Origin of the sequence: Escherichia sp. MOD1-EC6300, from assembly GCF_002965045.1 — a bacterium.
Classification (GTDB): domain Bacteria; phylum Pseudomonadota; class Gammaproteobacteria; order Enterobacterales; family Enterobacteriaceae; genus Escherichia; species Escherichia coli_F.
On the sequence record NZ_PTRH01000006.1, the window covers coordinates 227583 to 254188 of the forward strand.

Annotated in this window: 24 protein-coding genes and 3 pseudogenes; 20 read left to right on the plus strand and 7 right to left on the minus strand. The window is 47.7% G+C overall.

The window, feature by feature from the left end; genetic code table 11:
* Positions 1-106: 106 nt before the first annotated feature.
* Positions 107-907 (plus strand): DUF218 domain-containing protein YdcF, encoded by an 801-nt coding sequence (gene ydcF, locus BGE37_RS12030; RefSeq protein WP_088542022.1) that lies wholly within the window; start codon positions 107-109, stop codon positions 905-907.
* A 196-nt stretch (positions 908-1103) separates the two neighbouring features.
* Positions 1104-2543, plus strand: coding sequence for an aldehyde dehydrogenase (aldA, locus tag BGE37_RS12035; RefSeq protein WP_088542021.1), 1440 nt, complete (start codon positions 1104-1106; stop codon positions 2541-2543).
* A gap of 41 nt (positions 2544-2584) precedes the next feature.
* On the opposite strand, the gene gap is transcribed toward aldA, so the two are convergent.
* On the minus strand, positions 2585-3586 hold the full coding sequence (gene gap / locus BGE37_RS12040) for a type I glyceraldehyde-3-phosphate dehydrogenase (protein WP_088542020.1): 1002 nt from the start codon (positions 3584-3586) through the stop codon (positions 2585-2587).
* Positions 3587-3774: 188 nt separating this feature from the next.
* Here gap and cybB point away from each other — a divergent pair, with 188 nt between their 5' ends.
* The 3 genes from cybB to BGE37_RS25610 all read left to right on the plus strand — a co-directional run bounded on the left by cybB (position 3775) and on the right by BGE37_RS25610 (position 4817).
* Positions 3775-4305: a cytochrome b561 gene (gene cybB / locus BGE37_RS12045; RefSeq protein WP_088542072.1), complete on the plus strand. Its 531-nt coding sequence runs from the start codon at positions 3775-3777 to the stop codon at positions 4303-4305.
* Positions 4306-4549: 244 nt separating this feature from the next.
* Positions 4550-4723, plus strand: a complete 174-nt coding sequence (locus BGE37_RS12050; protein ID WP_000731856.1) for a YdcA family protein — start codon at positions 4550-4552, stop codon at positions 4721-4723.
* Between the two features lie 25 nt (positions 4724-4748).
* On the plus strand, positions 4749-4817 hold the full coding sequence (locus tag BGE37_RS25610; protein ID WP_212734533.1) for a hypothetical protein: 69 nt from the start codon (positions 4749-4751) through the stop codon (positions 4815-4817).
* Here BGE37_RS25610 and hokB read toward each other — a convergent pair.
* The gene (gene hokB / locus BGE37_RS12055; protein ID WP_001320773.1) at positions 4795-4944 is read right to left on the minus strand and encodes a type I toxin-antitoxin system toxin HokB; all 150 of its coding nucleotides are present in this window, start codon (positions 4942-4944) and stop codon (positions 4795-4797) included. The genes BGE37_RS25610 and hokB overlap by 23 nt on opposite strands.
* A 398-nt stretch (positions 4945-5342) precedes the next feature.
* Here hokB and trg point away from each other — a divergent pair, with 398 nt between their 5' ends.
* Positions 5343-6983 carry a methyl-accepting chemotaxis protein Trg gene (trg, locus tag BGE37_RS12065; RefSeq protein ID WP_088542018.1) on the plus strand — a complete coding sequence of 547 codons (1641 nt, stop codon included), beginning with the start codon at positions 5343-5345 and terminating at the stop codon, positions 6981-6983.
* A gap of 36 nt (positions 6984-7019) precedes the next feature.
* On the opposite strand, the gene BGE37_RS12070 is transcribed toward trg, so the two are convergent.
* Positions 7020-7943 (minus strand): LysR substrate-binding domain-containing protein, encoded by a 924-nt coding sequence (locus BGE37_RS12070; RefSeq protein ID WP_000414564.1) that lies wholly within the window; start codon positions 7941-7943, stop codon positions 7020-7022.
* Positions 7944-8159: 216 nt separating this feature from the next.
* On the opposite strand from BGE37_RS12070, the gene hglS reads away from it, so the two are divergent.
* The 4 genes from hglS (at position 8160) to rimL (ending at position 12349) form a co-directional block, all read left to right on the plus strand.
* Positions 8160-9503, plus strand: coding sequence for a 2-oxoadipate dioxygenase/decarboxylase HglS (hglS, locus tag BGE37_RS12075; RefSeq protein WP_032302980.1), 1344 nt, complete (start codon positions 8160-8162; stop codon positions 9501-9503).
* 224 nt (positions 9504-9727) lie between these two features.
* Positions 9728-11383, plus strand: a complete 1656-nt coding sequence (gene opgD, locus BGE37_RS12085; RefSeq protein ID WP_000375956.1) for a glucan biosynthesis protein OpgD — start codon at positions 9728-9730, stop codon at positions 11381-11383.
* A 139-nt stretch (positions 11384-11522) separates the two neighbouring features.
* Complete coding sequence (locus tag BGE37_RS12095) at positions 11523-11747, plus strand: YdcH family protein (RefSeq protein ID WP_001296778.1); 225 nt, start codon at positions 11523-11525, stop codon at positions 11745-11747.
* A gap of 62 nt (positions 11748-11809) precedes the next feature.
* A complete protein-coding gene (gene rimL, locus BGE37_RS12100; RefSeq protein ID WP_001353208.1) occupies positions 11810-12349 on the plus strand; it encodes a 50S ribosomal protein L7/L12-serine acetyltransferase in 540 nt (179 codons plus the stop codon).
* Here rimL and ydcK read toward each other — a convergent pair.
* Positions 12341-13321, minus strand: coding sequence for a YdcK family protein (gene ydcK / locus BGE37_RS12105; protein ID WP_105277690.1), 981 nt, complete (start codon positions 13319-13321; stop codon positions 12341-12343). The genes rimL and ydcK overlap by 9 nt on opposite strands.
* Before the next feature lie 123 nt (positions 13322-13444).
* Between ydcK and tehA the strand changes: the two genes are divergently transcribed.
* The 3 genes from tehA to BGE37_RS12120 all read left to right on the plus strand — a co-directional run bounded on the left by tehA (position 13445) and on the right by BGE37_RS12120 (position 15998).
* Positions 13445-14437 (plus strand): dicarboxylate transporter/tellurite-resistance protein TehA, encoded by a 993-nt coding sequence (gene tehA, locus BGE37_RS12110; protein ID WP_001376850.1) that lies wholly within the window; start codon positions 13445-13447, stop codon positions 14435-14437.
* Positions 14434-15027 (plus strand): tellurite resistance methyltransferase TehB, encoded by a 594-nt coding sequence (tehB, locus tag BGE37_RS12115; RefSeq protein ID WP_105277689.1) that lies wholly within the window; start codon positions 14434-14436, stop codon positions 15025-15027. The genes tehA and tehB overlap by 4 nt, the downstream gene beginning before the upstream one ends.
* A 302-nt stretch (positions 15028-15329) precedes the next feature.
* A complete protein-coding gene (locus BGE37_RS12120) occupies positions 15330-15998 on the plus strand; it encodes a DUF3313 domain-containing protein (protein WP_001261034.1) in 669 nt (222 codons plus the stop codon).
* Between the two features lie 34 nt (positions 15999-16032).
* Here BGE37_RS12120 and ydcO read toward each other — a convergent pair whose 3' ends face one another.
* Positions 16033-17244, minus strand: coding sequence for a BenE family transporter YdcO (ydcO, locus tag BGE37_RS12125; RefSeq protein ID WP_105288056.1), 1212 nt, complete (start codon positions 17242-17244; stop codon positions 16033-16035).
* A 52-nt stretch (positions 17245-17296) separates the two neighbouring features.
* On the opposite strand from ydcO, the gene sutR reads away from it, so the two are divergent.
* Complete coding sequence (sutR, locus tag BGE37_RS12130; RefSeq protein WP_032184148.1) at positions 17297-17833, plus strand: DNA-binding transcriptional regulator SutR; 537 nt, start codon at positions 17297-17299, stop codon at positions 17831-17833.
* A 72-nt stretch (positions 17834-17905) separates the two neighbouring features.
* Positions 17906-19867 carry a 23S rRNA 5-hydroxycytidine C2501 synthase gene (gene rlhA / locus BGE37_RS12135; protein WP_032184149.1) on the plus strand — a complete coding sequence of 654 codons (1962 nt, stop codon included), beginning with the start codon at positions 17906-17908 and terminating at the stop codon, positions 19865-19867.
* Positions 19868-19958: 91 nt separating this feature from the next.
* Here rlhA and BGE37_RS12140 read toward each other — a convergent pair whose 3' ends face one another.
* Positions 19959-20189, minus strand: coding sequence for a DUF2554 family protein (locus tag BGE37_RS12140; RefSeq protein WP_024225472.1), 231 nt, complete (start codon positions 20187-20189; stop codon positions 19959-19961).
* Between the two features lie 178 nt (positions 20190-20367).
* Between BGE37_RS12140 and hicB (BGE37_RS12145) the strand changes: the two are divergent.
* Positions 20368-20496, plus strand: a pseudogene (gene hicB, locus BGE37_RS12145) (type II toxin-antitoxin system antitoxin HicB); the annotation flags it as partial.
* A gap of 253 nt (positions 20497-20749) precedes the next feature.
* Here the strand turns inward: hicB (BGE37_RS12145) and BGE37_RS12150 are convergent.
* Positions 20750-21529, minus strand: a complete 780-nt coding sequence (locus tag BGE37_RS12150) for a lysozyme inhibitor LprI family protein (RefSeq protein ID WP_032184150.1) — start codon at positions 21527-21529, stop codon at positions 20750-20752.
* 361 nt (positions 21530-21890) lie between these two features.
* Between BGE37_RS12150 and BGE37_RS12155 the strand changes: the two genes are divergently transcribed.
* The 4 genes and pseudogenes from BGE37_RS12155 (at position 21891) to BGE37_RS12170 (ending at position 26400) form a co-directional block, all read left to right on the plus strand.
* Positions 21891-22442 carry a hypothetical protein gene (locus BGE37_RS12155; RefSeq protein ID WP_032184151.1) on the plus strand — a complete coding sequence of 184 codons (552 nt, stop codon included), beginning with the start codon at positions 21891-21893 and terminating at the stop codon, positions 22440-22442.
* 961 nt (positions 22443-23403) lie between these two features.
* A pseudogene (locus tag BGE37_RS12160) lies at positions 23404-24580 on the plus strand (IS3 family transposase).
* Positions 24581-24795: 215 nt separating this feature from the next.
* Positions 24796-24915: pseudogene (gene hicB / locus BGE37_RS12165) on the plus strand (type II toxin-antitoxin system antitoxin HicB); the annotation flags it as partial.
* 78 nt (positions 24916-24993) lie between these two features.
* Positions 24994-26400, plus strand: coding sequence for an aminotransferase-like domain-containing protein (locus BGE37_RS12170; RefSeq protein ID WP_032184157.1), 1407 nt, complete (start codon positions 24994-24996; stop codon positions 26398-26400).
* Positions 26401-26606: the final 206 nt, after the last annotated feature.

Genomic DNA, 26606 nt, shown 5'->3' on the forward strand with positions numbered 1-26606 from the left:
GGCTTGCGGAGTGGCGGTTAAGGAAATACGACTTCCTCCTTTCAGAGTGCTCCGCTTCTCATTATTATCTCACGCAGTATTCTTAAGGGAACGATAAGGAGGAACCATGAACATTACCCCGTTTCCGACGCTTTCGCCGGCAACCATAGATGCCATAAATGTTATCGGTCAGTGGCTGGCGCAGGATGATTTCTCCGGTGAGGTGCCGTATCAGGCCGATTGCGTGATCCTTGCAGGCAATGCGGTTATGCCGACTATCGATGCGGCATGTAAGATTGCCCGCGATCAGCAAATTCCTCTACTGATTAGTGGTGGTATCGGTCACTCGACAACTTTTTTGTATAGCGCCATCGCACAGCATCCGCACTACAACACTATCCGCACCACTGGCAGAGCAGAAGCTACCATCCTGGCGGATATCGCTCATCAGTTCTGGCACATTCCGCATGAAAAAATCTGGATTGAAGACCAGTCAACAAACTGCGGTGAAAACGCACGCTTTAGCATCGCGCTATTGAATCAGGCCGTAGAAAGAGTTCATACGGCTATCGTTGTTCAGGACCCCACCATGCAGCGGCGCACGATGGCGACGTTCCGCCGTATGACCGGGGACAATCCAGATGCACCTCGCTGGTTAAGTTATCCCGGATTCATTCCTCAGCTAGGAAACAACGCAGACAGTGTAATCTTTGTTAATCCGTTGCAAGGATTATGGCCGGTTGAGCGTTATCTCTCACTACTCACTGGCGAGCTGCCACGTTTACGCGATGATAGCGATGGCTACGGTCCCCGCGGGCGAGATTTTATCGTTCACGTTGATTTTCCGGCAGAAGTCATCCAGGCATGGCAAACGCTGAAACACGATGCGGTGCTCATCGAGGCGATGGAAAGTCGCTCGTTACGTTAAAAATTGCCCGTTTGTTAACCATTTGTTTGCAAACGGGCATGACTCCTGACGTTTATTTCTGCCTTTTATTCCTTTTACACTTGTTTTTATGAAGCCCTTCACAGAATTGTCCTTTCACGATGCCGTCTCTATGATGATTGATGTTAATTAACAATGCATTTACCAAAAGCAAACATATAAATCACAGGAGTCGCCCATGTCAGTACCCGTTCAACATCCTATGTATATAGATGGACAGTTTGTTACCTGGCGTGGAGACGCATGGATTGATGTGGTAAACCCTGCTACAGAGGCGGTCATTTCCCGCATTCCCGATGGTCAGGCCGAGGATGCCCGTAAGGCAATCGATGCAGCAGAACGTGCACAACCAGAATGGGAAGCGTTGCCTGCCATTGAACGCGCCAGTTGGTTGCGCAAAATCTCCGCCGGGATCCGCGAACGCGCAGGTGAAATCAGTGCGCTGATTGTTGAAGAAGGGGGCAAGATCCAGCAGCTGGCTGAAGTCGAAGTGGCTTTTACTGCGGACTATATCGATTACATGGCGGAGTGGGCACGGCGTTATGAAGGCGAGATTATTCAAAGCGATCGTCCAGGAGAAAATATTCTTCTGTTTAAACGTGCGCTTGGCGTGACTACCGGCATTCTGCCGTGGAACTTCCCGTTCTTCCTCATTGCCCGCAAAATGGCTCCCGCTCTTTTGACCGGTAATACCATCGTCATTAAACCCAGTGAATTTACGCCAAACAATGCGATTGCTTTTGCCAAAATTGTCGATGAAATAGGCCTTCCACGCGGTGTGTTTAACCTTGTGCTGGGGCGTGGTGAAACCGTTGGGCAAGAACTGGCGGGTAACCCAAAGGTCGCAATGGTCAGTATGACAGGCAGCGTCTCTGCAGGTGAAAAGATCATGGCGACTGCAGCAAAAAATATCACAAAAGTGTGTCTGGAATTGGGTGGTAAAGCACCAGCTATCGTAATGGACGATGCCGATCTTGAACTGGCAGTCAAAGCCATCGTTGATTCACGCGTCATTAATAGTGGGCAAGTGTGTAACTGTGCAGAACGTGTTTATGTACAGAAAGGCATTTATGATCATTTCGTCAATCGGCTGGGTGAAGCGATGCAGGCGGTTCAATTTGGTAACCCTGCTGAACGCAACGATATTGCGATGGGGCCGTTGATTAACGCCGCGGCGCTGGAAAGGGTCGAGCAAAAAGTGGCGCGCGCAGTCGAAGAGGGGGCGAGAGTGGCGTTGGGGGGCAAGGCAGTAGAGGGGAAAGGATATTATTATCCGCCGACATTGCTACTGGATGTTCGTCAGGAAATGTCGATTATGCACGAGGAAACCTTTGGCCCGGTGCTGCCAGTGGTCGCATTTGACACGCTGGAAGAGGCTATCGCAATGGCTAATGACAGTGATTACGGCCTGACCTCATCACTCTATACCCAAAACCTGAACGTCGCGATGAAAGCTATTAAAGGGCTGAAGTTTGGTGAAACTTACATCAACCGTGAAAACTTCGAAGCTATGCAAGGATTCCACGCCGGATGGCGTAAATCCGGTATTGGCGGCGCAGATGGTAAACATGGCTTGCATGAATACCTGCAGACCCAGGTGGTTTATTTACAGTCGTAATGAGTGAAAGAGGCGGAGGCTTTTCCCTCCGCCTTTGCTCGTCAGAGTTTAGCGAATTTTTCGAGGGTGCGAATAAGCTGCGTGACGAAGCCATATTCGTTATCATACCAGGCGACCGTTTTCACCAGCTGTAAATCGCCCACGGCGGTAATTTCGGTTTGCGTGGCATCAAACACCGACCCGAAATGGCTGCCAATGATATCAGAAGAGACTATTTCTTCATCGGTATAACCAAATGACTCGTTATTGTTTGTCGCGTTTTTAAGCGCGTTGTTCACCTCTTCGGCAGTCACTTTTTTTCCAAGAATAGACACCAGTTCAGTCACCGAACCTGTTTTCACGGGTACGCGTTGCGCATGACCTTTCAGTTTGCCGCTCAGTTCTGGGATCACCAGACCAATGGCTTTTGCCGCGCCTGTAGTGTGGGGAATGATATTTTCTGCCGCTGCACGTGAAGCGCGTAGATCTTTACCTCGCGGGCCATCCACCAGTGACTGGGTGCCAGTATAGGCATGAATGGTCGTCATCGTGCCGACTTCTATTCCGAAACTGTCGTGCAAGGCTTTGGCCATCGGTGCAAGACAGTTAGTGGTGCATGACGCCACGGAAACAATGGTGTCGTTGCCATCCAGTGTGTCGTCATTGACGTTATAAACGATGGTTTTCATTTCACCGGCAGGGGCGGAAATCAACACCTTCTTCGCACCAGCATAAAGGTGCGCCTGCGATTTCTCGGCGGAGGTATAAAAGCCAGTACATTCGACAATGATTTCTGCGCCTTTCGCTTTCCATGGAATATTTTTAGCCTCTTTTTCGGCGTAAACCGCGATACTTTTCCCGTCAACGATAAGTGAATCTTCCGTAAAATCAACGCTCCAGGGGAACGGTCCGTAGTTTGAATCATGTTTCAGCAGGTAGGCGAGAATTTTTGGGGAAGTGAGATCATTAATAGCGACAATGTCTATGTTGCTTTTGACTTCAAGTAATCGACGCAACACCAGTCGACCGATACGACCAAAACCGTTAATACCAACTTTACTCATGGTCTTCTCCTGTCAGGAACGTTCGGATGAAAATTGATCCTTTCCAGGCTTAGACCAGGATGGCGGGATGGGCAATCTACATTCTTGCCGTGAAACGTAACGTACTGAAAACGGGTGAACAATATTTAATGAAATTTTAAGAAAAGCTCGTTATGTTAACGGAAAATTATGTTAAAGCAGGAAATGTTATGGAAAATAAATACTCAAGGTTACAAATCAGCATTCACTGGCTGGTCTTTTTGTTGGTTATCGCAGCGTATTGCGCAATGGAGTTTCGTGGTTTCTTCCCACGTAGCGATCGGCCGCTCATCAACATGATTCATGTTTCCTGTGGCATCTCAATTCTCGTGCTGATGGTTGTTCGTCTTTTGTTAAGGCTTAAATACTCAACTCCGCCGATTGTACCTAAACCAAAACCGATGATGACGGGACTGGCACATTTGGGACATTTGGTGATCTATCTCCTGTTTATTGCGCTGCCAGTGATTGGTTTGGTGATGATGTATAACCGGGGCAACCCGTGGTTTGCGTTTGGTATGACAATGCCTTATGCAGCAGAGGCCAATTTCGAACGGGTTGATAGCTTAAAGTGGTGGCATGAGACGCTGGCGAATCTGGGATATTTTGTCATCGGGTTGCACGCTGCGGCTGCACTGGCACACCACTATTTCTGGAAGGACAACACACTTCTACGCATGATGCCGCGTAAACGTTCCTGAAGGATATTTAAAGAAAACGCCTGTACTAAAACCGACCCGTGGTACAGGCGAAGAATACGGGCCTACATCGGAAGCGCCTATTATATTTATTTGTATGACAAATAAAACCATAATCCTTGTCCATATGTCCATCTGGCTTATCTTTAATCAATTCACCCGATCTTTGATCTCATCAACGGTATCAAAATAAACCAGCGTATAACGTTCAAATCGAACATAAGATTCGATAAATCATGGAGGTTATATGAAAAAATTGGCACTTATCTTGGTTATGGGAGCGCTTGTTTCCTTTTATGCCGATGCCGGGCGCAAACCCTGTTCTGGTTCGAAAGGGGGGATCTCACACTGTACGGCAGGCGGCAAATTTGTCTGTAATGATGGTTCTATTAGTGCATCGAAAAAAACATGCACTAACTGAAGTGTAAAAGGGGTGCCATGAGAAACTGAATCCGCTAGTCAGATGCGCGGGGAAAATCCCCGCGCTTGCCCTTACCTGGACGTGCAGGCCATGAGCGCCGCCACCTCCTTATCACCGTCCCGGAACCGCAGTTCGTAGAGCGTTTGTCGGGTCAGGAGTGTGAATGTCAGAATCGTAATACAGATAATGAGCAGACACACCACCAGAGGGTTGTGCTTCATAGCCTTTCTCCTTGCCGGATGGCGGGTAAGAGGCTAACATCTGAATTGCTAGGTTCATTCGTTGGCCTCGGTTGATAGAAATATCGGTCGGGGCCTTCGTCTTTCTGATTCCCGGTTAGCCTGAAAACAGAAAGTCTCAGGCACCCGTGAGCATCCTATGTGGTTTCCTTAGGGACGAAAATAATCACCTGACGAAATTGCGTGCTGTTTTCCAGAATTTTTCGTCATTCGGGTTAGCCAGTTTAACCATTCCTCACTTTCTTCAATCCAATGGCATTAATCTTCTCTGCAATAATTGTTGTAAAAATGTGACGCAAAGAGGTTTTTAGTCGTAAGTAATTACCGTCAAATGCCGATGACTTTCTATCAGGAGTAAACCTGGAAGAGAGACAACGGTAATGAATACAACTCCCTCACAGCGATTAGGTTTTTTGCATCACATCAGGCTGGTTCCGTTATTTGCCTGCATTCTTGGCGGTATCTTACTTCTGTTTGCCTTGAGTTCAGCCCTGGCTGGCTATTTCCTCTGGCAGGCCGATCGCGATCAGCGTGATGTGACTGCGGAGATTGAGATTCGGACCGGGTTAGCGAACAGCTCAGATTTTTTGCGTTCGGCCCGGATCAATATGATTCAGGCCGGGGCGGCGAGTCGTATTGCGGAAATGGAAGCAATGAAGCGAAATATTGCGCAAGCCGAATCGGAGATTAAACAGTCGCAGCAAGGGTATCGTGCTTATCAGAATCGGCCGGTGAAAACACCTGCTGATGAAGCCCTCGACACTGAATTAAATCAACGCTTTCAGGCTTATATCACGGGTATGCAACCTATGTTGAAATATGCCAAAAATGGCATGTTTGAAGCGATTATCAATCATGAAAGTGAGCAGAACCGACCGCTGGATAATGCTTATACCGATATTTTGAGCAAAGCCGTTAAGATACGTAGCACCAGAGCCAACCAACTGGCGGAACAGGCCCATCAGCGTACCCGCCTGGGTGTGATGTTTATGATTGGCGCGTTTGTGCTTGCCGTGGTCATGACGCTGATAACATTTATGGTGCTACGTCGGATCGTCATTCGTCCACTGCAACATGCCGCACAACGGATTGAAAAAATTGCCAGTGGCGATCTGACGATGAATGATGAACCGGCGGGTCGTAATGAAATCGGTCGCTTAAGTCATCATTTACAGCAAATGCAGCATTCACTGGGGATGACAGTCGGGACTGTTCGACAGGGCGCGGAAGAGATTTATCGTGGCACCAGCGAAATTTCCGCTGGCAATGCGGACCTTTCATCTCGCACCGAAGAACAAGCGGCGGCAATCGAACAAACTGCCGCTAGCATGGAGCAACTCACTGCGACGGTGAAACAGAATGCGGATAACGCGCATCATGCCAGCAAACTGGCGCAAGAGGCCTCCATTAAAGCCAGCGATGGCGGGGAGACGGTTTCCGGTGTAGTAAAAACGATGGGCGCTATCTCCACGAGTTCGAAGAAAATTTCCGAGATCACTGCCGTCATCAACAGCATTGCTTTCCAGACAAATATTCTGGCGCTGAATGCTGCCGTTGAAGCCGCGCGAGCGGGTGAGCAAGGACGTGGATTTGCCGTTGTCGCCAGCGAAGTACGGACACTCGCAAGTCGCAGCGCCCAGGCGGCGAAAGAGATTGAAGGCTTGATCAGTGAATCAGTCAGGTTAATTGACCTGGGGTCGGTTGAAGTGGCAACGGCAGGGAAAACCATGAGCACGATTGTTGATGCCGTCGCGAGTGTCACACATATCATGCAGGAGATTGCCGCCGCCTCGGATGAACAAAGTAGAGGCATAACGCAGGTGAGCCAGGCGATTTCCGAAATGGATAAGGTGACGCAACAGAATGCTTCTCTGGTAGAAGAAGCTTCTGCGGCGGCGCTATCCCTTGAAGAACAGGCTGCACGATTAACTGAGGCGGTAGACGTTTTCCGCCTGAACAAACATTCTGTGTTGGCAGAATCACGCGGAGCTGGTGAGTCTGTTAGTTTCGCAACAGCGTGAAAATATCAAAGAAGGGATCGAAAGATCCCTTACTTTTCAGAACGGCATTGATTTTCGAATAGCGTTAATCATCAACTGGCAACCAGAAGAGAACGTCGCATCTACGCGGGTCAGTATTCCAATCGGTTCGCCTGCACCATGACCCGGAACAGGCAGGGCCACCAGCGTGGCATGACGCAGGTCGTCTTTTACAGCGCCAGAAGGGACAAACCACACGTAGTCGTATTCAACCGTAAGTTGACGAGATAGCGAAGCAGACAGTGTTTCGATACAGCCCGAAGGAATTTTACAGCCCTGGCTCTGCACTAATGCATCTGAATGCTGGCGTGGCGCAGTGCCTTCTGGTGATACAACAACCGGCCATTCCAGCACCCGGCTTAGCGTTACGTTCTCCTGAAGTAGCGGGTGATTAGGGCGGACGACCAGCTTCAGCGATTCAAGAAACAGCAGTTCATAATTAAGCCCGGTCATCAGTTCAGGATCTGACATCCGACCAATGCCGATATCGATTTCGCCAGTCTTCAAACCCGCCAGAATCATAGGGTTACTCATTGTCGCAACTTGCAAGGTCGTCTCTTTTTGTTGCTGATGAAACTGACCTATAACCGAAGGTAATATTCCCAGCGCCGCGGTAGGTAATGCACCTACCCTGACGACATCATTGTTAAGACCTTCTTTACGATGAAGCGACTGTCCGGCAGTGTTAATAGCGTCAAGAACTCTGACTGCATGTGTTAAAAATTGTTCGCCGGGTAAGGTAAGTTGCGCCCCCTGACGACCACGCTCAAACAAGCGAGCGCCCGTCAGCTGCTCCAGTTCATTCAATGTTTTAGAGAGCGCAGGTTGACTCAAATTAAGGGTTTCAGCCGCGCGCCCCAAAGTTCCTTGTTGTGCGACAGCTACGAATGTATGAAGGTGGCGCAAACGGATGCGCTGACTAAACAGACTATTTTTTTCCATAAGCGATGTTAAAAACGAAGCAGTGTCGCTGACAAGTGAAGTTGTTTGATTATGATAACTTAGTTGCAAAATATTATTAACAAATAAAGCAATTGTGTTACAGCGAAATGGATAATATTGATGTTTTCGCGGCGAGATCACAGTTTGCAAATTCTTCCCGCCAGAGTGAATGCGGTTACCTACACTCCAGATTACTGACCACTGGAGGCAGACATTATGGCGAACAGCATCACGGCGGATGAGATTCGGGAACAGTTTTCGCAGGCAATGTCAGCCATGTACCAGCAAGAAGTTCCGCAGTACGGCACGCTGCTGGAACTGGTAGCTGATGTGAATCTGGCTGTGCTGGAAAACAATCCTCAACTGCACGAAAAAATGGTAAATGCAGACGAGCTGGCGCGACTGAATGTTGAACGTCATGGGGCAATTCGCGTTGGGACTGCACAAGAGCTTGCTACTCTTCGGCGGATGTTTGCCATTATGGGGATGTACCCGGTGAGCTATTACGATCTCTCGCAGGCGGGCGTGCCGGTACATTCCACAGCATTTCGGCCCATTGATGATGCTTCTCTGGCGCGTAATCCCTTCCGCGTTTTTACCTCATTACTCCGTCTTGAGCTTATCGAGAACGAATTTTTGCGCCAGAAAGCGGCGGAGATTCTGCGTCAGCGCGATATCTTCACCCCACGTTGTCGACAACTGTTAGAGGAGTATGAGCAGCGGGGCGGTTTTAACGAAACACAGGCACAGGAGTTTGTGCAGGAAGCCCTGGAAACGTTTCGCTGGCACCAGTCAGCAACGGTTGATGAAGAAACCTATCGTGCGTTGCACAACGAACATCGGCTGATTGCTGATGTGGTCTGTTTTCCTGGGTGCCATATCAACCACCTGACGCCACGTACGCTGGATATTGACCGTGTGCAGTCGATGATGCCTGAATGCGGAATTGAACCCAAAATTCTGATCGAAGGGCCGCCGCGCCGCGAGGTACCGATTTTACTACGCCAGACCAGCTTTAAAGCACTGGAAGAGAAGGTGTTGTTTGCGGGGCAGAAACAGGGCACGCATACCGCGCGCTTTGGTGAAATAGAGCAGCGTGGCGTGGCATTAACGCCGAAAGGACGACAAATGTATGATGATCTTCTGCGGAACGCTGGAACCGGGCAGGATAATCTCACTCATCAAATGCATTTACAGGAAACCTTCCGCACTTTTCCTGACAGTGAGTTTTTAATGCGTCAGCAAGGGTTGGCATGGTTCCGATATCGTTTGACGCCTTCAGGTGAGGCGCATCGTCAGGCGATTCATCCCGGAGACGATCCACAACCCTTAATTGAACGTGGTTGGGTAGTGGCACAACCCATTACTTATGAAGATTTTTTGCCTGTTAGCGCTGCGGGGATCTTCCAGTCAAATCTGGGTAATGAAACGCAGGCACGCAGTCACGGTAATGCCAGCCGCGAAGCTTTCGAACATGCGTTGGGATGCCCAGTTTTTGATGAGTTCCAGCTTTATCAGGAAGCGGAAGAACGCAGTAAACGCCGCTGTGGTTTGCTTTAAATTTTGACTATCTGCCTTTGCAAAAATTTGCCTGATTTTACAAACGAATCAGGCTCATCCCATCGACATAAAAAAATTGCCGATTAATGCATATTCTCTGAGTTCAACAATTGGATTATTAATAAATATTGTCTAGAGTGAGCGGTCATAAATAAGCACTTTCTTGCCGCTGAAAACGACCAGCGCGGGACCATTCACAACACCAGAAGGACTCACTTTCAGGTATGGATCGTAGACGATTTATTAAAGGTTCAATGGCTATGGCCGCCGTGTGCGGTACCAGCGGCATTGCTTCTCTTTTTTCTCAGGCGGCATTCGCGGCAGATTCTGATATTGCCGACGGGCAAACCCAGCGTTTTGACTTCTCCATTCTACAGTCAATGGCGCACGACTTAGCGCAAACCGCGTGGCGTGGTGCGCCGCGTCCGTTACCTGACACTCTGGCGACAATGACGCCGCAGGCTTATAACAGTATTCAATACGACGCCGAAAAATCGCTCTGGCATAACGTTGAGAACCGTCAACTGGACGCTCAGTTCTTCCATATGGGAATGGGATTCCGTCGCCGCGTTCGTATGTTTTCTGTTGATCCCGCAACACATCTGGCGCGTGAAATTCACTTTCGCCCGGAGTTGTTCAAATACAACGATGCGGGTGTTGATACCAAACAATTAGAAGGGCAAAGCGATCTCGGTTTTGCCGGTTTTCGCGTGTTTAAAGCCCCCGAACTGGCGCGCCGTGATGTCGTATCATTCCTCGGTGCGAGTTATTTCCGCGCGGTTGATGATACATATCAATACGGTTTGTCGGCTCGCGGCCTGGCGATCGACACTTACACCGACAGTAAAGAAGAGTTCCCCGACTTTACCGCCTTCTGGTTTGATACGGTAAAACCGGGGGCAACCACCTTTACCGTTTATGCGTTGCTCGATAGCGCCAGCATTACTGGTGCCTATAAGTTCACTATCCATTGCGAGAAAAGTCAGGTGATTATGGATGTGGAAAATCACCTGTATGCGCGCAAAGACATTAAACAGCTGGGCATTGCGCCGATGACCAGTATGTTCAGCTGCGGTACTAATGAACGTCGGATGTGCGACACCATTCATCCGCAAATCCATGACTCTGATCGTTTGTCCATGTGGCGGGGCAACGGCGAGTGGATTTGTCGTCCGCTGAACAATCCGCAAAAATTGCAGTTCAATGCTTACACCGACAACAACCCGAAAGGGTTTGGTTTATTGCAACTGGATCGTGATTTCTCCCATTATCAGGACATTATGGGCTGGTATAACAAACGCCCAAGTCTGTGGGTGGAGCCGCGTAACAAGTGGGGTAAGGGCACCATCGGCCTGATGGAAATCCCAACAACGGGCGAAACGCTGGATAACATTGTCTGCTTCTGGCAGCCAGAAAAAGCTGTAAAAGCGGGTGATGAGTTTGCATTCCAGTATCGTCTGTACTGGAGTGCGCAACCGCCTGTTCATTGCCCATTAGCGCGCGTTATGGCAACGCGTACCGGCATGGGCGGTTTCCCGGAAGGTTGGGCGCCTGGTGAACACTATCCCGAAAAATGGGCGCGTCGTTTTGCCGTCGATTTCGTTGGTGGTGATCTGAAAGCTGCCGCACCAAAAGGCATTGAGCCGGTGATTACGCTTTCCAGTGGGGAAGCGAAGCAAATCGAAATTCTCTATATTGAACCCATTGATGGTTATCGTATTCAGTTTGACTGGTATCCGACTTCGGACTCCACTGATCCGGTCGATATGCGGATGTATCTGCGTTGTCAGGGCGACGCTATCAGTGAAACATGGCTGTATCAGTATTTCCCGCCAGCGCCGGATAAACGTCAGTATGTTGACGACCGCGTGATGAGTTAATCGTTTTTTCTTCGGCACCTTCTTCGGGAGGTGTCGTCTGGTTAAACACGATCCCGCTCGCATTTTTCCCTAAGTTAAATGAGTAATCTGATGGTGTGTATTTCAGATACACCTTGTCAGCCACTAACAGGGAGTGCGTATGTTTCCAGAATACCGAGATTTAATATCCCGTCTGAAAAACGAAAATCCTCGCTTTATGTCCTTGTTCGATAAACACAATAAACTTGATCATGAAATTGCCAGAAAGGAAGGTTCCGACGGTCGAGGGTACAATGCGGAAGTGGTCCGCATGAAAAAACAAAAGCTACAGTTAAAAGATGAGATGCTCAAAATCCTGCAGCAGGAGAGCGTCAAAGAGGTGTAAACTTTCCTAAGCCGCCAGCCAGGCGGCTTTTTTAACAACTGCATGGATTGACTGGAGATAAGATGGCTGAAACGATAAAAGTAAGTGAATCACTTGAATTACATGCTGTTGCAGAAAGTCATGTCACACCTCTTTATCAGTTAATCTGTAAAAATAGAACCTGGTTACAGCAGTCGCTAAACTGGCCGCAGTTTGTTCAAAGTGAAGAGGACACGCGAAAAACGGTGCAGGGCAATGTAATGTTGCATCAACGCGGCTATGCCAAAATGTTCATGATTTTCAAAGAAGATGAACTTATCGGCGTTATCTCGTTTAATCGTATTGAACCACTGAATAAAACCGCTGAAATCGGCTACTGGCTGGACGAATCTCATCAGGGGCAGGGGATCATTTCTCAGGCGCTGCAGGCATTGATTCATCATTACGCTCAGTCTGGTGAACTTAGACGCTTCGTGATCAAATGTCGGGTGGATAATGCGCAAAGCAACCAGGTCGCTTTGCGCAATGGTTTTATCCTTGAAGGTTGCCTGAAACAGGCTGAGTTTCTGAATGATGCCTATGATGATGTGAACTTATACGCGCGTATTATCGATTCACAATAACCCTGCCAGCGGCGTTCGCGTAATGCGCTCTTCGCCGTTAATGACTTTTGGACCACGGACATGAACCGTGTCGCCATCAAAGGCTTCAACGACGGCGTGGTCGGTCAACTCCACATGGTTTTCAATTATCACCGCACCTGTAATACGGCTCTCACCTTGTATTACAACGTGCTCGTCGAGCAGAATCGGTCCGCCACGTACCACTGCCTTTCCGCCAATCAAGACATGATGTTTTAACACACAATTACCTTCCACAATGGCATATTCCGCTACCTGCGAACTGTAATGAATCGTCGGAATGGCATCTTCTTCTATGCCAGCTTTCACCTGCGCGTGACCGTAGACTTTAGCGCAATCGCATAGCCAGACGTTGTTCTCTTCATTACCTTCAATACTGGCAAAATCAAAAATTTCGGCGCGATGTTCAATAAAAGCATACCGGACGACGGCATCGCCATAAATTTGTGCCTGGTGGACAATACGCGAGGCGCTAACCCTTGCGCGATCATAAATTTGTAGCAGGAGTTGATGGTTGGAGGTTAAGCCTTGCGCGGCGACGATCATAGAATGTTGATCAATTAAGGCGTGACCAAATATTCTACATTGACCGCAAACTAATGAGTCACGAATGGTGACACTGTCACTTATATATGCGCCCTGACTGACTTCACTATTATCGATCCAGACGTTATCCGTTGCGTAAACCTCTCCCCAAAGGACGCTGGTGCCGGTGATACGCGTATTACCGGAAATCACCGTTCCGCCGAACGCAATAGCATTCTGATCGTAAATCCAGCAATTACCTTCCTGCGCTAACACCGTTTCGCGATCGATCCAGCCGCCAGCGGTTCCTGCTATCACATCGTTAAAATCGCTCATGGCGATAATTTGCCGTAATAACACACTTTTTTTAGTGCCATCATCCTGATAACTAAAGGCTCGCTGTTCTTCACTTAGACGATATTTGCGCATAGCGTTTTCCCACAGGTGACTTACTATAACCGTAGCAAATTCTGCGGCTCTGGCTATGCTCGAGAAAATTCCATAAAATGTATTTCAAATATACTTTATAAATTAAACAAAATGAGTAAGAAGATGCAGAGCGATAAAGTGCTCAATTTGCCGGCAGGCTACTTTGGTATTGTGTTGGGGACGATAGGGATGGGATTTGCCTGGCGCTATGCCAGCCAGGTTTGGCAGGTCAGCCACTGGTTAGGGGATGGGCTGGTAATTCTGGCGATGATCATCTGGGGATTATTGACTAGCGCATTTATTACCCGACTCATACGTTTTCCGCATAGCGTGCTGGCGGAAGTGCGCCATCCAGTGATGAGCAGTTTTGTGAGTTTGTTTCCTGCAACGACGATGCTGGTAGCGATTGGTTTTGTTCCGTGGTTTCGCCCACTGGCGGTATGCCTGTTCAGTTTTGGTGTCGTGGTTCAGTTGGCTTATGCCGCCTGGCAAACTGCGGGATTATGGCGCGGATCTCATCCTGAAGAAGCTACCACGCCTGGACTGTATCTGCCGACAGTTGCCAACAACTTTATCAGCGCAATGGCCTGTGGTGCATTGGGCTACACCGACGCCGGTCTGGTGTTTTTAGGCGCAGGCGTTTTCTCATGGTTAAGCCTGGAACCGGTGATCTTGCAGCGTCTGCGCAGTTCGGGAGAGTTACCCACGGCATTGCGGACATCACTCGGCATTCAGCTCGCTCCTGCGCTGGTGGCCTGTAGTGCCTGGCTGAGCGTCAACGGCGGCGAGGGTGACACGCTGGCGAAAATGCTTTTCGGTTATGGGCTGCTGCAACTGCTGTTTATGCTACGTCTGATGCCATGGTATCTCTCCCAGCCATTTAATGCTTCATTCTGGAGTTTCTCGTTCGGCGTATCTGCACTGGCAACCACCGGTTTGCATCTGGGGAGTGGCAGCGATAATGGATTTTTCCATACCCTGGCGGTGCCGCTGTTTATCTTTACCAATTTTATAATTGCAATACTGCTCATCCGAACTTTCGCGCTTCTGATGCAGGGGAAATTGTTAATCAGAACCGAGCGCGCCGTTTTAATGAAAGCTGAGGACAAAGAATGATCATTCGTGACGAAAACTATTTTACTGATAAGTATGAATTAACCCGCACACACTCTGAAGTACTGGAAGCGGTGAAAGTGGTTAAACCCGGTAAAACGCTGGATCTGGGCTGTGGCAATGGTCGTAACAGTCTTTACCTGGCAGCCAATGGTTATGAAGTTGACGCATGGGATAAAAATGCCATGAGTATCGCCAACGTCGAGCGCATTAAATCCATTGAAAATCTGGATAATTTACACACCCGGGTTGTTGATCTGAATAACTTCACGTTTGATGGGCAATACGATTTTATTCTTTCGACTGTGGTGCTGATGTTCCTTGAGGCTAAAACCATCCCTGGGCTGATTGCCAATATGCAACGTTGCACTAAACCTGGCGGTTACAACCTGATTGTGGCGGCGATGAATACCGCTGATTATCCATGTACCGTCGGCTTCCCGTTTGCCTTCAAAGAGGGAGAATTACGTCGATATTACGAAGGCTGGGAGATGGTGAAATACAATGAAAACGTCGGTGAGTTGCACCGCACCGATGCCAACGGTAATCGGATTAAACTGCGTTTCGCCACGATGCTGGCACGTAAAAAATGACCCGGTAAGAACAAGGCGCGTGAAAATGCCCCGCGTTGAGATGGTTAACCGTTGTTCTTTTCGGTAAGCATATTTTTAATCAAAAGGATGTGAAATTAATCACGGTAGTCGAAGTTTTTCATCAGATTAACGCACTGATATTTAACTACTGATGATTGACTTAGCCCCTTTTTCGGCATTGACTATGTCGTCTGAAAAGGGGCTGAAAAATTTATTTTCACCAACACTTTTTTTGCCACAACACGAAGCGGCGCTTTTTGCTATAACTTAGAAAGTAATATAATCATCTCAGGAAACTATTCATGCGTACCACATCAATTGCGAAAGTTGCAGCTTTATGCGGCTTGTTGGCTCTGTCTGGTTGTGCCTCTAAAATCACCCAGCCAGATAAATATTCTGGTTTTTTAAACAATTACTCTGATTTAAAAGAAACAACCTCAGCAACAGGTAAACCTGTTTTACGTTGGGTAGACCCGAGTTTTGATCAAAGCAAATATGACAGCATCGTCTGGAACCCAGTCACTTATTATCCGGTACCGAAACCATCTACCCAGGTAGGGCAGAAAGTTCTGGATAAAATTTTGAGTTATACCAACACCGAAATGAAAGAAGCGATTGCGCAGCGTAAACCACTGGTTACCACCGCTGGGCCGCGTAGTCTGATTTTCCGTGGGGCCATTACCGGTGTTGATACCAGCAAAGAAGGGCTGCAATTCTATGAAGTGGTTCCTGTCGCATTAGTGGTCGCGGGGACGCAAATGGCGACGGGCCACCGTACCATGGATACTCGCCTGTATTTTGAAGGTGAGCTGATTGATGCAGCTACTAATAAACCGGTTATCAAAGTCGTTCGTCAGGGCGAAGGTAAAGACCTGAATAACGAAAGTACGCCAATGGCTTTCGAAAATATTAAACAAGTTATTGATGACATGGCGACCGATGCCACTATGTTTGACGTTAACAAAAAGTAATTCCAGCCGCGCCATCGTAAGATGGCGCTTTTTATTATCGGTTTCTGTCAGCGATTAAATTCAACACCACGTAACAAACGCCTCCGGCAATTAATCCCCAGAACGCAGAACCAATCCCGACCAGCGTCAATCCACTTGCCGTTACCAGAAATGCCACCACCGCCGCGTCTCGCTCACGCTCATTATGCAGCGCCTGATACAAACTGCCGCCAATGGTACTCAACAGCGCCAGACCTGCCAGCATCTGGATCCAACTCACGGGCAGCGCGGCCATCATTCCAGTTATGGCGCTACCAAACAGACCTGCAAACAAATAAACAACGCCTGCGACGGCAGCTGCCAGCCAACGTTGATCTTTATCCGGATGCGCTTCCGGGCTTTGGCAAATAGCCGCGGTGATTGCTGCAATACCAACGGAATAAACCCCGAAAGGGGAAAATACCAGCGCCAGCAATCCAGTAAATACAATCAACGGCGAAACAGGAGCCGAATACCCGGCCGCTTTCATTGCCGCAATACCCGGTGCGTTTTGCGATGCCATCGTCACCAGAAAAAGGGGGAGTGCAACGCTCAGACTGTGAGCAAACGAAAATTCAGGGGCAATATAAGCGGGGAGAACGGGTTTAAAGGCAATATCCCCTGTGACAACGTCACCTTGTAAAATAACGATTACGATGCCAACTATCATCGCCGCAATTACCGCATAACGCGGCGCATAAGTTTTTGTCGCCAGCCACGCCAGCAACATACTACCGCATAACGTAAACTGACCATCCAGACTGGCAAACGCCTGTAAACCAAAGCGTAATAAAATCCCGGCAAGCATTGCCGCCGCAAGCGAGTGCGGAATAATGCGCATCAGACGAGCAAAGAGTCCCGTTATGCCGCAGAGGACTATTAACGCGTTGGTGACAATAAAAACGCCGATGGCTTCGTTAAGTGTTAGTCCCTGTAATCCGGTGACCAACAAAGCCGCGCCAGGCGTTGACCATGCGGTGAGAACAGGTACGCGATACCATAATGTCAGAGCCAGCGTACTGACGCCCATTGCCAGCCCCAGCGCCGTCATCCAGCCAGAGATTTGTGCAGTGGTGGCTCCGGCGACAATCGCTGCTTGCCAGATTATTGCCGCTGAACTGGCGTAGCCAATTAATACCGCCAGAAACCCCGCCAGTAGCGTGGGTGGAGGAATAGAAAACAGACGCATGGTCACCTCGTGCGTTATAGCGTACAGGTACCGTAGCATTTGTCCGTTATAACGCACAAGTGATAAACTTCCGCTTTGCCGGAGGAGTCACATGGAAAATCTCACTCGCTTTTTATCCACTACACTTAAACATCTGCGTCAGCAGCGCGGCTGGAGTCTTTCGCGACTGGCAGAAGCGACGGGGGTTTCTAAAGCGATGTTAGGGCAGATTGAGCGTAATGAGTCCAGCCCGACGGTCGCGACATTATGGAAAATTGCCACCGGGTTGAATGTGCCATTTTCGACATTTATTTCTCCGCCGCAGTCCGCTACGCCTTCAGTTTATGATCCGCAACAGCAGGCGATGGTGATCACTTCGCTGTTTCCTTATGATCCGCAACTCTGCTTTGAACACTTCTCAATTCAGATGGCTCCCGGTGCAATAAGTGAATCGACGCCCCATGAGAAGGGAGTAATCGAACATGTTGTCGTCATTGATGGGCAACTTGATCTGTGCGTTGATGGTGAATGGCAGAGCCTTAATTGTGGAGAAGGCGCTCGATTTGCTGCAGACGTTACGCATGTCTATCGTAATGGTGGGGAGCAAATCGTACATTTTCATTCCCTCATCCATTACCCACGCAGTTAAGCGGGAAAACTATTTCGCAACGTCGCGCTTGTGGCTAAAATAGCCGCCATTTTTCAGCTACTGGATAAGAATGTGACCGTATCTTCTCATCGACTTGAACTGTTAAGCCCGGCACGCGATGCCGCCATTGCCCGCGAAGCTATTTTGCACGGTGCCGATGCTGTTTATATCGGCGGCCCTGGTTTTGGTGCCCGTCATAATGCCAGTAATAGCCTGAAAGATATTGCCGAACTGGTGCCGTTTGCCCATCGTTATGGTGCAAAAATTTTCGTCACGCTTAACACCATTTTGCATGATGATGAGCTGGAACCTGCGCAACGGCTGATTACCGACCTCTACCAGACCGGCGTCGATGCGCTGATTGTTCAGGATATGGGGATTCTGGAACTTGATATTCCGCCGATTGAACTGCACGCCAGTACGCAGTGCGATATTCGCACAGTAGAAAAAGCGAAGTTCCTCTCTGATGTTGGCTTTACGCAGATTGTGCTGGCGCGAGAGCTGAATCTTGAGCAGATCCGCGCGATTCACCAGGCCACGGACGCGACCATTGAATTCTTTATTCATGGTGCATTGTGCGTGGCCTATTCGGGTCAGTGCTACATTTCTCATGCGCAAACAGGGCGTAGCGCCAACCGTGGCGATTGCTCGCAGGCGTGCCGTTTGCCATACACATTGAAAGACGATCAGGGGCGGGTGGTTTCCTATGAAAAACATCTGCTGTCGATGAAAGATAACGATCAGACTGCCAACCTCGGCGCGCTGATTGATGCTGGCGTGCGCTCCTTCAAGATTGAAGGGCGTTACAAAGATATGAGTTACGTGAAGAATATCACCGCACATTATCGCCAGATGCTGGATGCCATTATTGAAGAACGTGGCGATCTGGCGCGTGCGTCATCAGGTCGTACTGAACATTTCTTTGTCCCGTCGACGGAAAAGACTTTCCACCGAGGCAGCACAGACTACTTTGTTAACGCGCGTAAAGGCGATATTGGCGCGTTCGATTCACCGAAATTCATTGGCCTGCCGGTGGGCGAAGTATTGAAAGTAGCGAAAGATCATATTGATGTTGCCGTCACCGAGCCGTTAGCAAATGGCGATGGTCTGAATGTGATGATTAAACGTGAAGTGGTTGGCTTTCGCGCCAATACAGTCGAAAAAACCGGGCAAAATCAGTACCGCGTCTGGCCAAATGAGATGCCTGCGGATTTGCATAAAATTCGTCCGCATCATCCGCTTAATCGTAATCTGGACCATAACTGGCAGCAGGCGTTGACCAAAACATCCAGCGAACGTCGCGTAGCGGTAGACATTGAACTGGGCGGCTGGCAGGAACAACTGATTCTGACCCTGACCAGTGAAGAGGGCGTCAGCGTCACGCATACGCTGGATGGACAATTCGACGAAGCTAATAACGCCGAAAAAGCGCTTAATAACCTGAAAGATGGTCTGGCTAAGCTGGGGCAAACCATCTATTACGCCCGCGATGTGCAAATTAACCTGCCTGGTGCGCTGTTTGTACCGAACAGTCTGTTAAATCAGTTCCGCCGTGAAGCCGTTGACATGCTGGATGCTGCACGTCTTGCCAGTTATCAGCGCGGCAGTCGTAAACCGGTTGCTGACCCTGCGCCGGTTTATCCGCAAACGCATTTGAGTTTCCTCGCGAACGTTTACAACCAGAAAGCGCGTGAATTTTATCATCGCTATGGTGTGCAACTGATTGATGCGGCGTATGAAGCGCATGAAGAGAAGGGGGAAGTGCCGGTAATGATCACCAAGCATTGTCTGCGCTTTGCCTTCAATCTGTGTCCGAAACAGGCAAAAGGTAACATCAAAAGCTGGAAGGCGACGCCAATGCAACTGGTTAATGGCGATGAAGTATTAACGCTAAAGTTCGATTGTCGCCCATGTGAGATGCACGTCATTGGCAAAATCAAAAATCACATTCTTAAAATGCCGTTACCAGGGAGTGTTGTCGCCTCCGTAAGCCCGGATGAGCTGCTAAAAACATTGCCGAAGCGTAAAGGATAAAACGCAGGTTTTCAGGTTATTCTCAGCTCATTGAGTCTGCATGATCTTGTTGGCCGGGTAAGGCGTCACGCCGCATCCGGCATCATACGACTCAATGCTGTCCTGCTTCTGGTTTGCGCGATTTTTGCCAGTAAAAATGCTCGCGCAAACCTTCCGCCGACTCTTCCGCCACGGCACGCAATTCATCGCTGTCCGCTTCATGACGCAGCTGATGATCCACATTCTTTACCCACATAAATTCATGTCCTTTGTGCCCTGCCATGAGTTGTCCTGAGAACAGTGCACACGTTAATAAGACAACCGATAACGCCTTCGAAAACATCCCGCCACCTTTTTCTGACCTTTTGCCGCTATGATGCCGATCGTTTCTTGAGGTTATTATTCAGTTTTGCAAATTAGCGCAAAGAAATTCTGGAATCTTCCTTCCTGATTTTGCATTGCATTCTGCCGTTGCGGCGATTTAGTGCTATTTTCGAGCACATTACACACGGAGGTAAACTTCGCCATTAAATAGTCACGATCACTTTATTGAAGTGCCTTTGAGCGTCGCCTCTAAGGTATTGCTGTTAAATGCTTTTTTACAGTCAGAAATCACTCAGCAAGAGTTAGCCAGGCGAATTGGCAACCCGAATGTAGTCAACCCAAAATAACTAAAAATTTTGCAATAAAAAGCCCCATCACAAGGACAAGGCTTAGAAATCAACTAATTAACATAGTTTCCAGATCAAAGGGGTTATAATGAAATCCATAAAAGGTGATCTGTTAGCTGGGTGCTGTATATCTAAAATGTTACTTAATTAATATCGTTCTGGTGGTTAGCTTTCATCGCATCCCACCATTTTTGAGTAATCTTCATGCTATTGAATTGCATCATTTCACCTCTTACTCTGCGTCTACCATGTCACATGCAAATTGAGTGTGTTTATATTCAGAATCATATTTTGGTTCAATAACTTCAAGACGCATGTCACCTTTTTTGCTTACCCAGATGTTATAAGTGTTAACACGTCCAATAGTATCCTGTTTGGATTTACCCTCCATTGCGTTTGGATTTTCTTTAGCTGGTTTGAGTGGTGATTTATAAACGTTATATTTGTCGGTGTAAACAAAATACACAGGAACATCATCTACCAGTTTGATTTTAAGTTTACCGCCTTTATCATCATGATCTTTGTTTCCGTATAAGTAATCTTTTACAGCTTCTGTTTCCTCACCATCGATAACTTTCCATGTAAATTTTGCAGTACATGCGTAAATCGCGGTAACATTCAGTTTCTTTACTTCTTCCTGTTTCGGTTGTTCTTCTTCAACCTTTGCAGAATCATCTGTAACGCTCTCTGACGCGGTTTCTTCTTTAGATAATACATTCATCAAGTTTTGGATTTGAGCGTTGTATACAGCCTCCAGTGGCTGAATCTGCCCGATATTGATCATTGTATCACGAACAGTTTTATTCCAGTTGCGTTGCTCTTGTTTAAGAGACGGATCAATCTTAACAGCCTTAACATATACTTCATGAAGTTTAGAATCCAGTGCGGAGATTGACTCATTAGCACAAATAAACTTCTCTGATTTGGTTATAGCCTTAGTGCAATCAAAGGACGCAGCATCAGCACCGAAAGCAGTAGCAGAAAGCACGATAGCAGCGATAATGTTTTTCATTTTATACCTCTTTTGGTATGGACTGACTTTTAGATGCTTACTTTATTGATTTTTGATATTTTTTCAATTATTGGGGTGAGATTTAGTAATTAAATTAAGAAATTAATGCTTGACAAATTAAAAAGGTACTGTTCCGCGGATGAAATAAAGGGAGTTTTCGGCACCCCGGTATTTGATGTGCGTGTGAGATTTCAAAACAGGTGCAGTGCAGCCCACCAGCGCGGTCGCTACGCGACTATTAACACCCGCCAATTCCTTTCCACGCCTAGATCTTTCATGTCGTTAGAAAGCGTTTTAGGCGCTCTCCTGAATGCGTAGATCAGATAAATAATTTTACGCAAATTTAATGGAGGATAACCGGATGAAAGAAGAATTAACCCTTACAGAAATTTCCCGCTTATACGGCTATACAATTAACGCCGCTAAGAAATGGTTAGAAAGGGGTCTACCTTATAACACAAATACAAGACGTGTCCCGGCGAAGCCTGGGTGTGATTGGGTCTTGAAGAACATCATTAACCCGCTTAAAGAAACTTCTATCAAGGAACAAATCGACGTAGAGAAATTACGCCGTGAGAGAGCATTAGCAGATGCAGCCGAACGAGAGAACCAGGAAGCAATGAATCTCCTGATTCCGGTCGGGTATGTAGAACAGGAACTAGCTGAATATTGTGGGAAGGTGAAGCAGACTATCTTGCAGATCGCCACAATCGATGCCCTAGAAATTTTAGAATCCGCCACTGATCAGAAAACATTGAAGAATAAGCTAAGGGAGATCATCGAGCTTCGTTTAAATGAAGTAGGGGACTTGTTCGAAAATGCTGATTTGGGAGAAGACGAGGAAGAAGAATTACCATTAATGGATGAACCGGAACAAGAACCAGAAGAAGACGATGAATTTGATGTGTCTTAAAACGCGTTATAAATAAATGTATGAAAGATGTTGAGCTGGTCAACGTCTACGGGGGGAATCACCCCCCGCTAACCTTTTTCTTATTTGAGGATTTACCTATGGTTGAATTTTTGATTTGTCTTACTGTAGGATTAACTATCGTATATTCATGGCACATATTGGCATTTCTGCTGTGTGTAACGCTTTCAAGTATCATTAATTAAATCGATGAATTGAACTATAGATGATGGTCGTTTTCAAAGAGGATTATCTATGGATCTTTTTGTCTACTTTGCTACTCTGCTGTTTTTGACTATCGTCGCTGGCATTAAATTGATTTTTATATCGATGGTGGTGTTTTTCAAATTTCTAATTGGTACACCTTACGGCTGGGGATGTTTAATCCTGTTTATTCTTTTTAGTTGCTGTAAAAAGGATGCTAAATAATAGTGTAATCTGCCTTTTCTCCTTATGGTTATTAACAGGGGATCTTCTTTGAGGATTCCCGATTAAAAGCCATAAAACACACTCCAGTACAGTGTTTTCATAGTCAGTGATCTATACAACATAAAAACATAACAAGTATAGATTGAGTATTAATCCTCCCGCCCTTCGGGGCGGTTATTTTTCTGGCTTTAAAGAATAATGTAGCATTATGTTCATTATAACCTCATCTTTGTTGTGCAAACCTAACCTAAACTTACTAGGGACTCTTCGGAGTCCCTTTTTTTATGCAACCACTCGAAGTGTAGGTTTCTTATATTGTGTAGGTTTAGTTTCATTTCGCCACTCAGGGAATACATGATCCATCATAACCGCATTAGTCTCATCAATCAGTTTTAAACTCTTTCGTAATGCGGCGTTATCAGCTTTAAGTGATTTAATCTCTGATTCCATCTTAGCCATACTGTAGTGGCACACTGAATTTGGCCACCTGAATAGAGGTGATATCATCGCCTCATAGTCAAAAACAGGTGACATTATGACCGGACGTAACAGACGTAATTTTAGCCCAGAGTTTCGCCTCGAAGCTGCCCAGCTTGTACTCGATCAGCATTACACGGTTGCAGCCGCTGCTACGGCAATGAATGTCGGTAAATCCACGATGGATAAGTGGGTCCGCCAGTTGAAAGAGGAACGAGCGGGAAAATCCCCCACAGCTTCACCAATGACGCCTGAGCAGATTGAAATACGCGAGCTGAAGAAAAGACTTCAACGCGTTGAAATGGAAAGGGATATATTAAAAAAGGCTACCGCGCTCTTGATGTCAGACTCCCTGAACAGTTCTCATTAGTTGAGAAACTCAGGGCGCGGTTTCCTGTTGCCGTTGTATGCAACGTGTTTGGGGTTCATCGCAGCAGCTATAAATACTGGCGGCAGCCAAAGAAGCCTGATGTCGCGCGCGTGTCATTACTCAGTCTTGTTCGTGAAAGCTATCGCGAAAGTAATGGTTCCGCAGGTGCACGTAATATTGCCGCGATGGTCACAACTAAAGGCGTAAAACTGAGGCGCTGGCGAGCAACAAAGCTGATGAAAGAACTTAATCTCATCAGCTGTCAGCAGCCTGGCCATCGATATAAGAAGGCGTCTACGGAACACGTAGAGATCCCCAATTATCTTGAACGCCAGTGTTTGCAGTAACAGAGCCTAATCAGGTCTGGTGTGGCGATGTGACTTATATCTGGACGGGTAAACGTTGGGCTTATTTAGCCGTTGTGCTTGATCTGTTTTCCCGTAAACCGGTTGGCTGGGCGATGTCATTTTTCCCGGACTCTGCACTGACAACGAAAGCGCTGTCCATGGCCTGGGAAGCGCGAGGAAAGCCCGCTAATTTGCTGTATCACTCGGATCAAGGGAGCCACTATACCAGCAGAAATTTCAGACAGTTACTGTGGAGATATCAGATAAAACAAAGCCTGAGTCGCCGGGGAAATTGCTGGGATAACAGCCCGATGGAACGTTTTTTTAGAAGCCTGAAAACGGAGTGGGTACCAGATAATGGATACGCTAATTTTAGCGAAGCCAGCGCAGCGATAACAAACTACATCACGGGATATTACAGCCAGCTCAGACCTCATCAATATAACGGTGGTTTGACGCCGAATGAATCAGAACGATTGTTCTGGAAAAACTCTAAAGCCGTGGCCAATTTTTGTTGACCACTACAGCAGATACACATTGCCTTTAAAGTGGAGGAAACCATCATTACCAATCATGTAGGAGAACATCCATTCACAATCGTTATCCGCTTCCCAGAACGCCACGGTCTCATCGTCAATCAGGTAATGTCCATGTTGCGACGCGCTGCGTAGTTGATGATTGCTTTACCGATGTTCATTGTTGTACCCCCTCGTGTTATTGTGGGTACATGATATTAGGCAAACCTAAACAGGAAATTACGCGCTTATTTAACTTGCACCATGCGACAAAAATCGACGCCGTCCAGCTTGCGGCTAAGGCGCTTGGCAAAGAGTTATCGCTGGTGATGGTTTGATAACAGTTAATGAAAAGTTGTCATTTTTAACAACTGATATAGACTGCCGAATCACCTGCACATAATAACGATTCGATAATGAAAAAATACCAGCAGCTTGCAGAACAATTACGCGAGCAGATTGCGTCGGGTATCTGGCAACCCGGAGATCGTTTGCCTTCGTTGCGTGACCAGGTGGCGCTTTCTGGCATGAGCTTTATGACTGTCAGCCATGCCTATCAGTTGCTCGAAAGTCAGGGATATATTATCGCGCGACCGCAATCGGGTTATTACGTTGCGCCACAGGCAATAAAAATGCCGAAAGCGACAGTCATTCCAGTCACTCGAGATGAAGCAGTCGATATCAACACCTATATTTTTGATATGTTGCAGGCCAGTCGCGATCCGTCGGTAGTTCCGTTTGCCTCGGCCTTTCCCGACCCGCGACTTTTCCCCCTCCAACAACTAAACCGCTCGCTGGCGCAGGTAAGCAAAACCGCCACGGCGATGAGCGTGATTGAAAACTTACCGCCAGGAAACGCAGAACTGCGTCAGGCTATTGCTCGTCGCTATGCCTTACAGGGCATCACTATTTCTCCTGATGAAATTGTCATTACCGCCGGGGCGTTAGAGGCATTAAACCTCAGTTTACAAGCGGTAACGGAACCAGGCGATTGGGTGATAGTAGAGAATCCTTGTTTCTACGGCGCGTTGCAGGCGCTGGAGCGGTTACGGCTGAAGGCGTTATCGGTGGCGACGGACGTTAACGAAGGGATCGACCTTCAGGCGCTGGAACTGGCGTTGCAGGAGTATCCGGTGAAAGCGTGCTGGCTGATGACTAATAGCCAGAATCCGCTCGGTTTTACCTTAACGCCGCAGAAAAAAGAACAACTGGTAGCGTTGCTCAATCAATACAACGTAACGCTGATTGAAGATGACGTTTACAGCGAACTTTATTTTGGACGGGAAAAACCGCTGCCTGCGAAAGCGTGGGATCGCCACGATGGTGTTTTGCATTGCTCTTCGTTTTCGAAATGTCTGGTGCCTGGTTTTCGTATTGGTTGGGTCGCCGCCGGAAAACATGCACGTAAAATTCAACGCTTGCAGTTGATGAGTACGCTTTCCACCAGCTCACCGATGCAGCTTGCACTGGTGGATTACCTTTCCACGCGCCGATACGACGCCCATCTTCGTCGCCTGCGTCGCCAGCTTGCGGAACGTAAACAACGTGCCTGGCAGGCACTGCTGCGTTATCTGTCTGCGGAAGTGAAAATTCATCATAATGACAGCGGTTATTTTCTCTGGCTGGAACTCCCCGCGCCGTTAGATGCGGGCGAATTAAGCCTGGCAGCACTGACGCATCATATCAGTATTGCGCCGGGTAAAATGTTTTCTACCGGTGCAAACTGGTCACGTTTTTTTCGTTTTAATACTGCATGGCAGTGGGGCGAGCGCGAAGAACAGGCGGTTAAACAATTAGGCAAACTTATTCAAGAACGGCTGTAATAGCGTTTAATTTAATTCATCTTAGGTTGGGTAATATGAATTTCGAATAGCAGTCATATTTCCTAACCCCTTGTCTATACTCCAGAAGATAATCTCACAGACGGCATAATGCGCGGTAGCTCACAACCTGATTAAATTTTCTCAGGGGCGAAGGTGTGCCTGCAAGCCGCCGTCTATGGTTAAACAAGGAGATATTTTTACGGCAC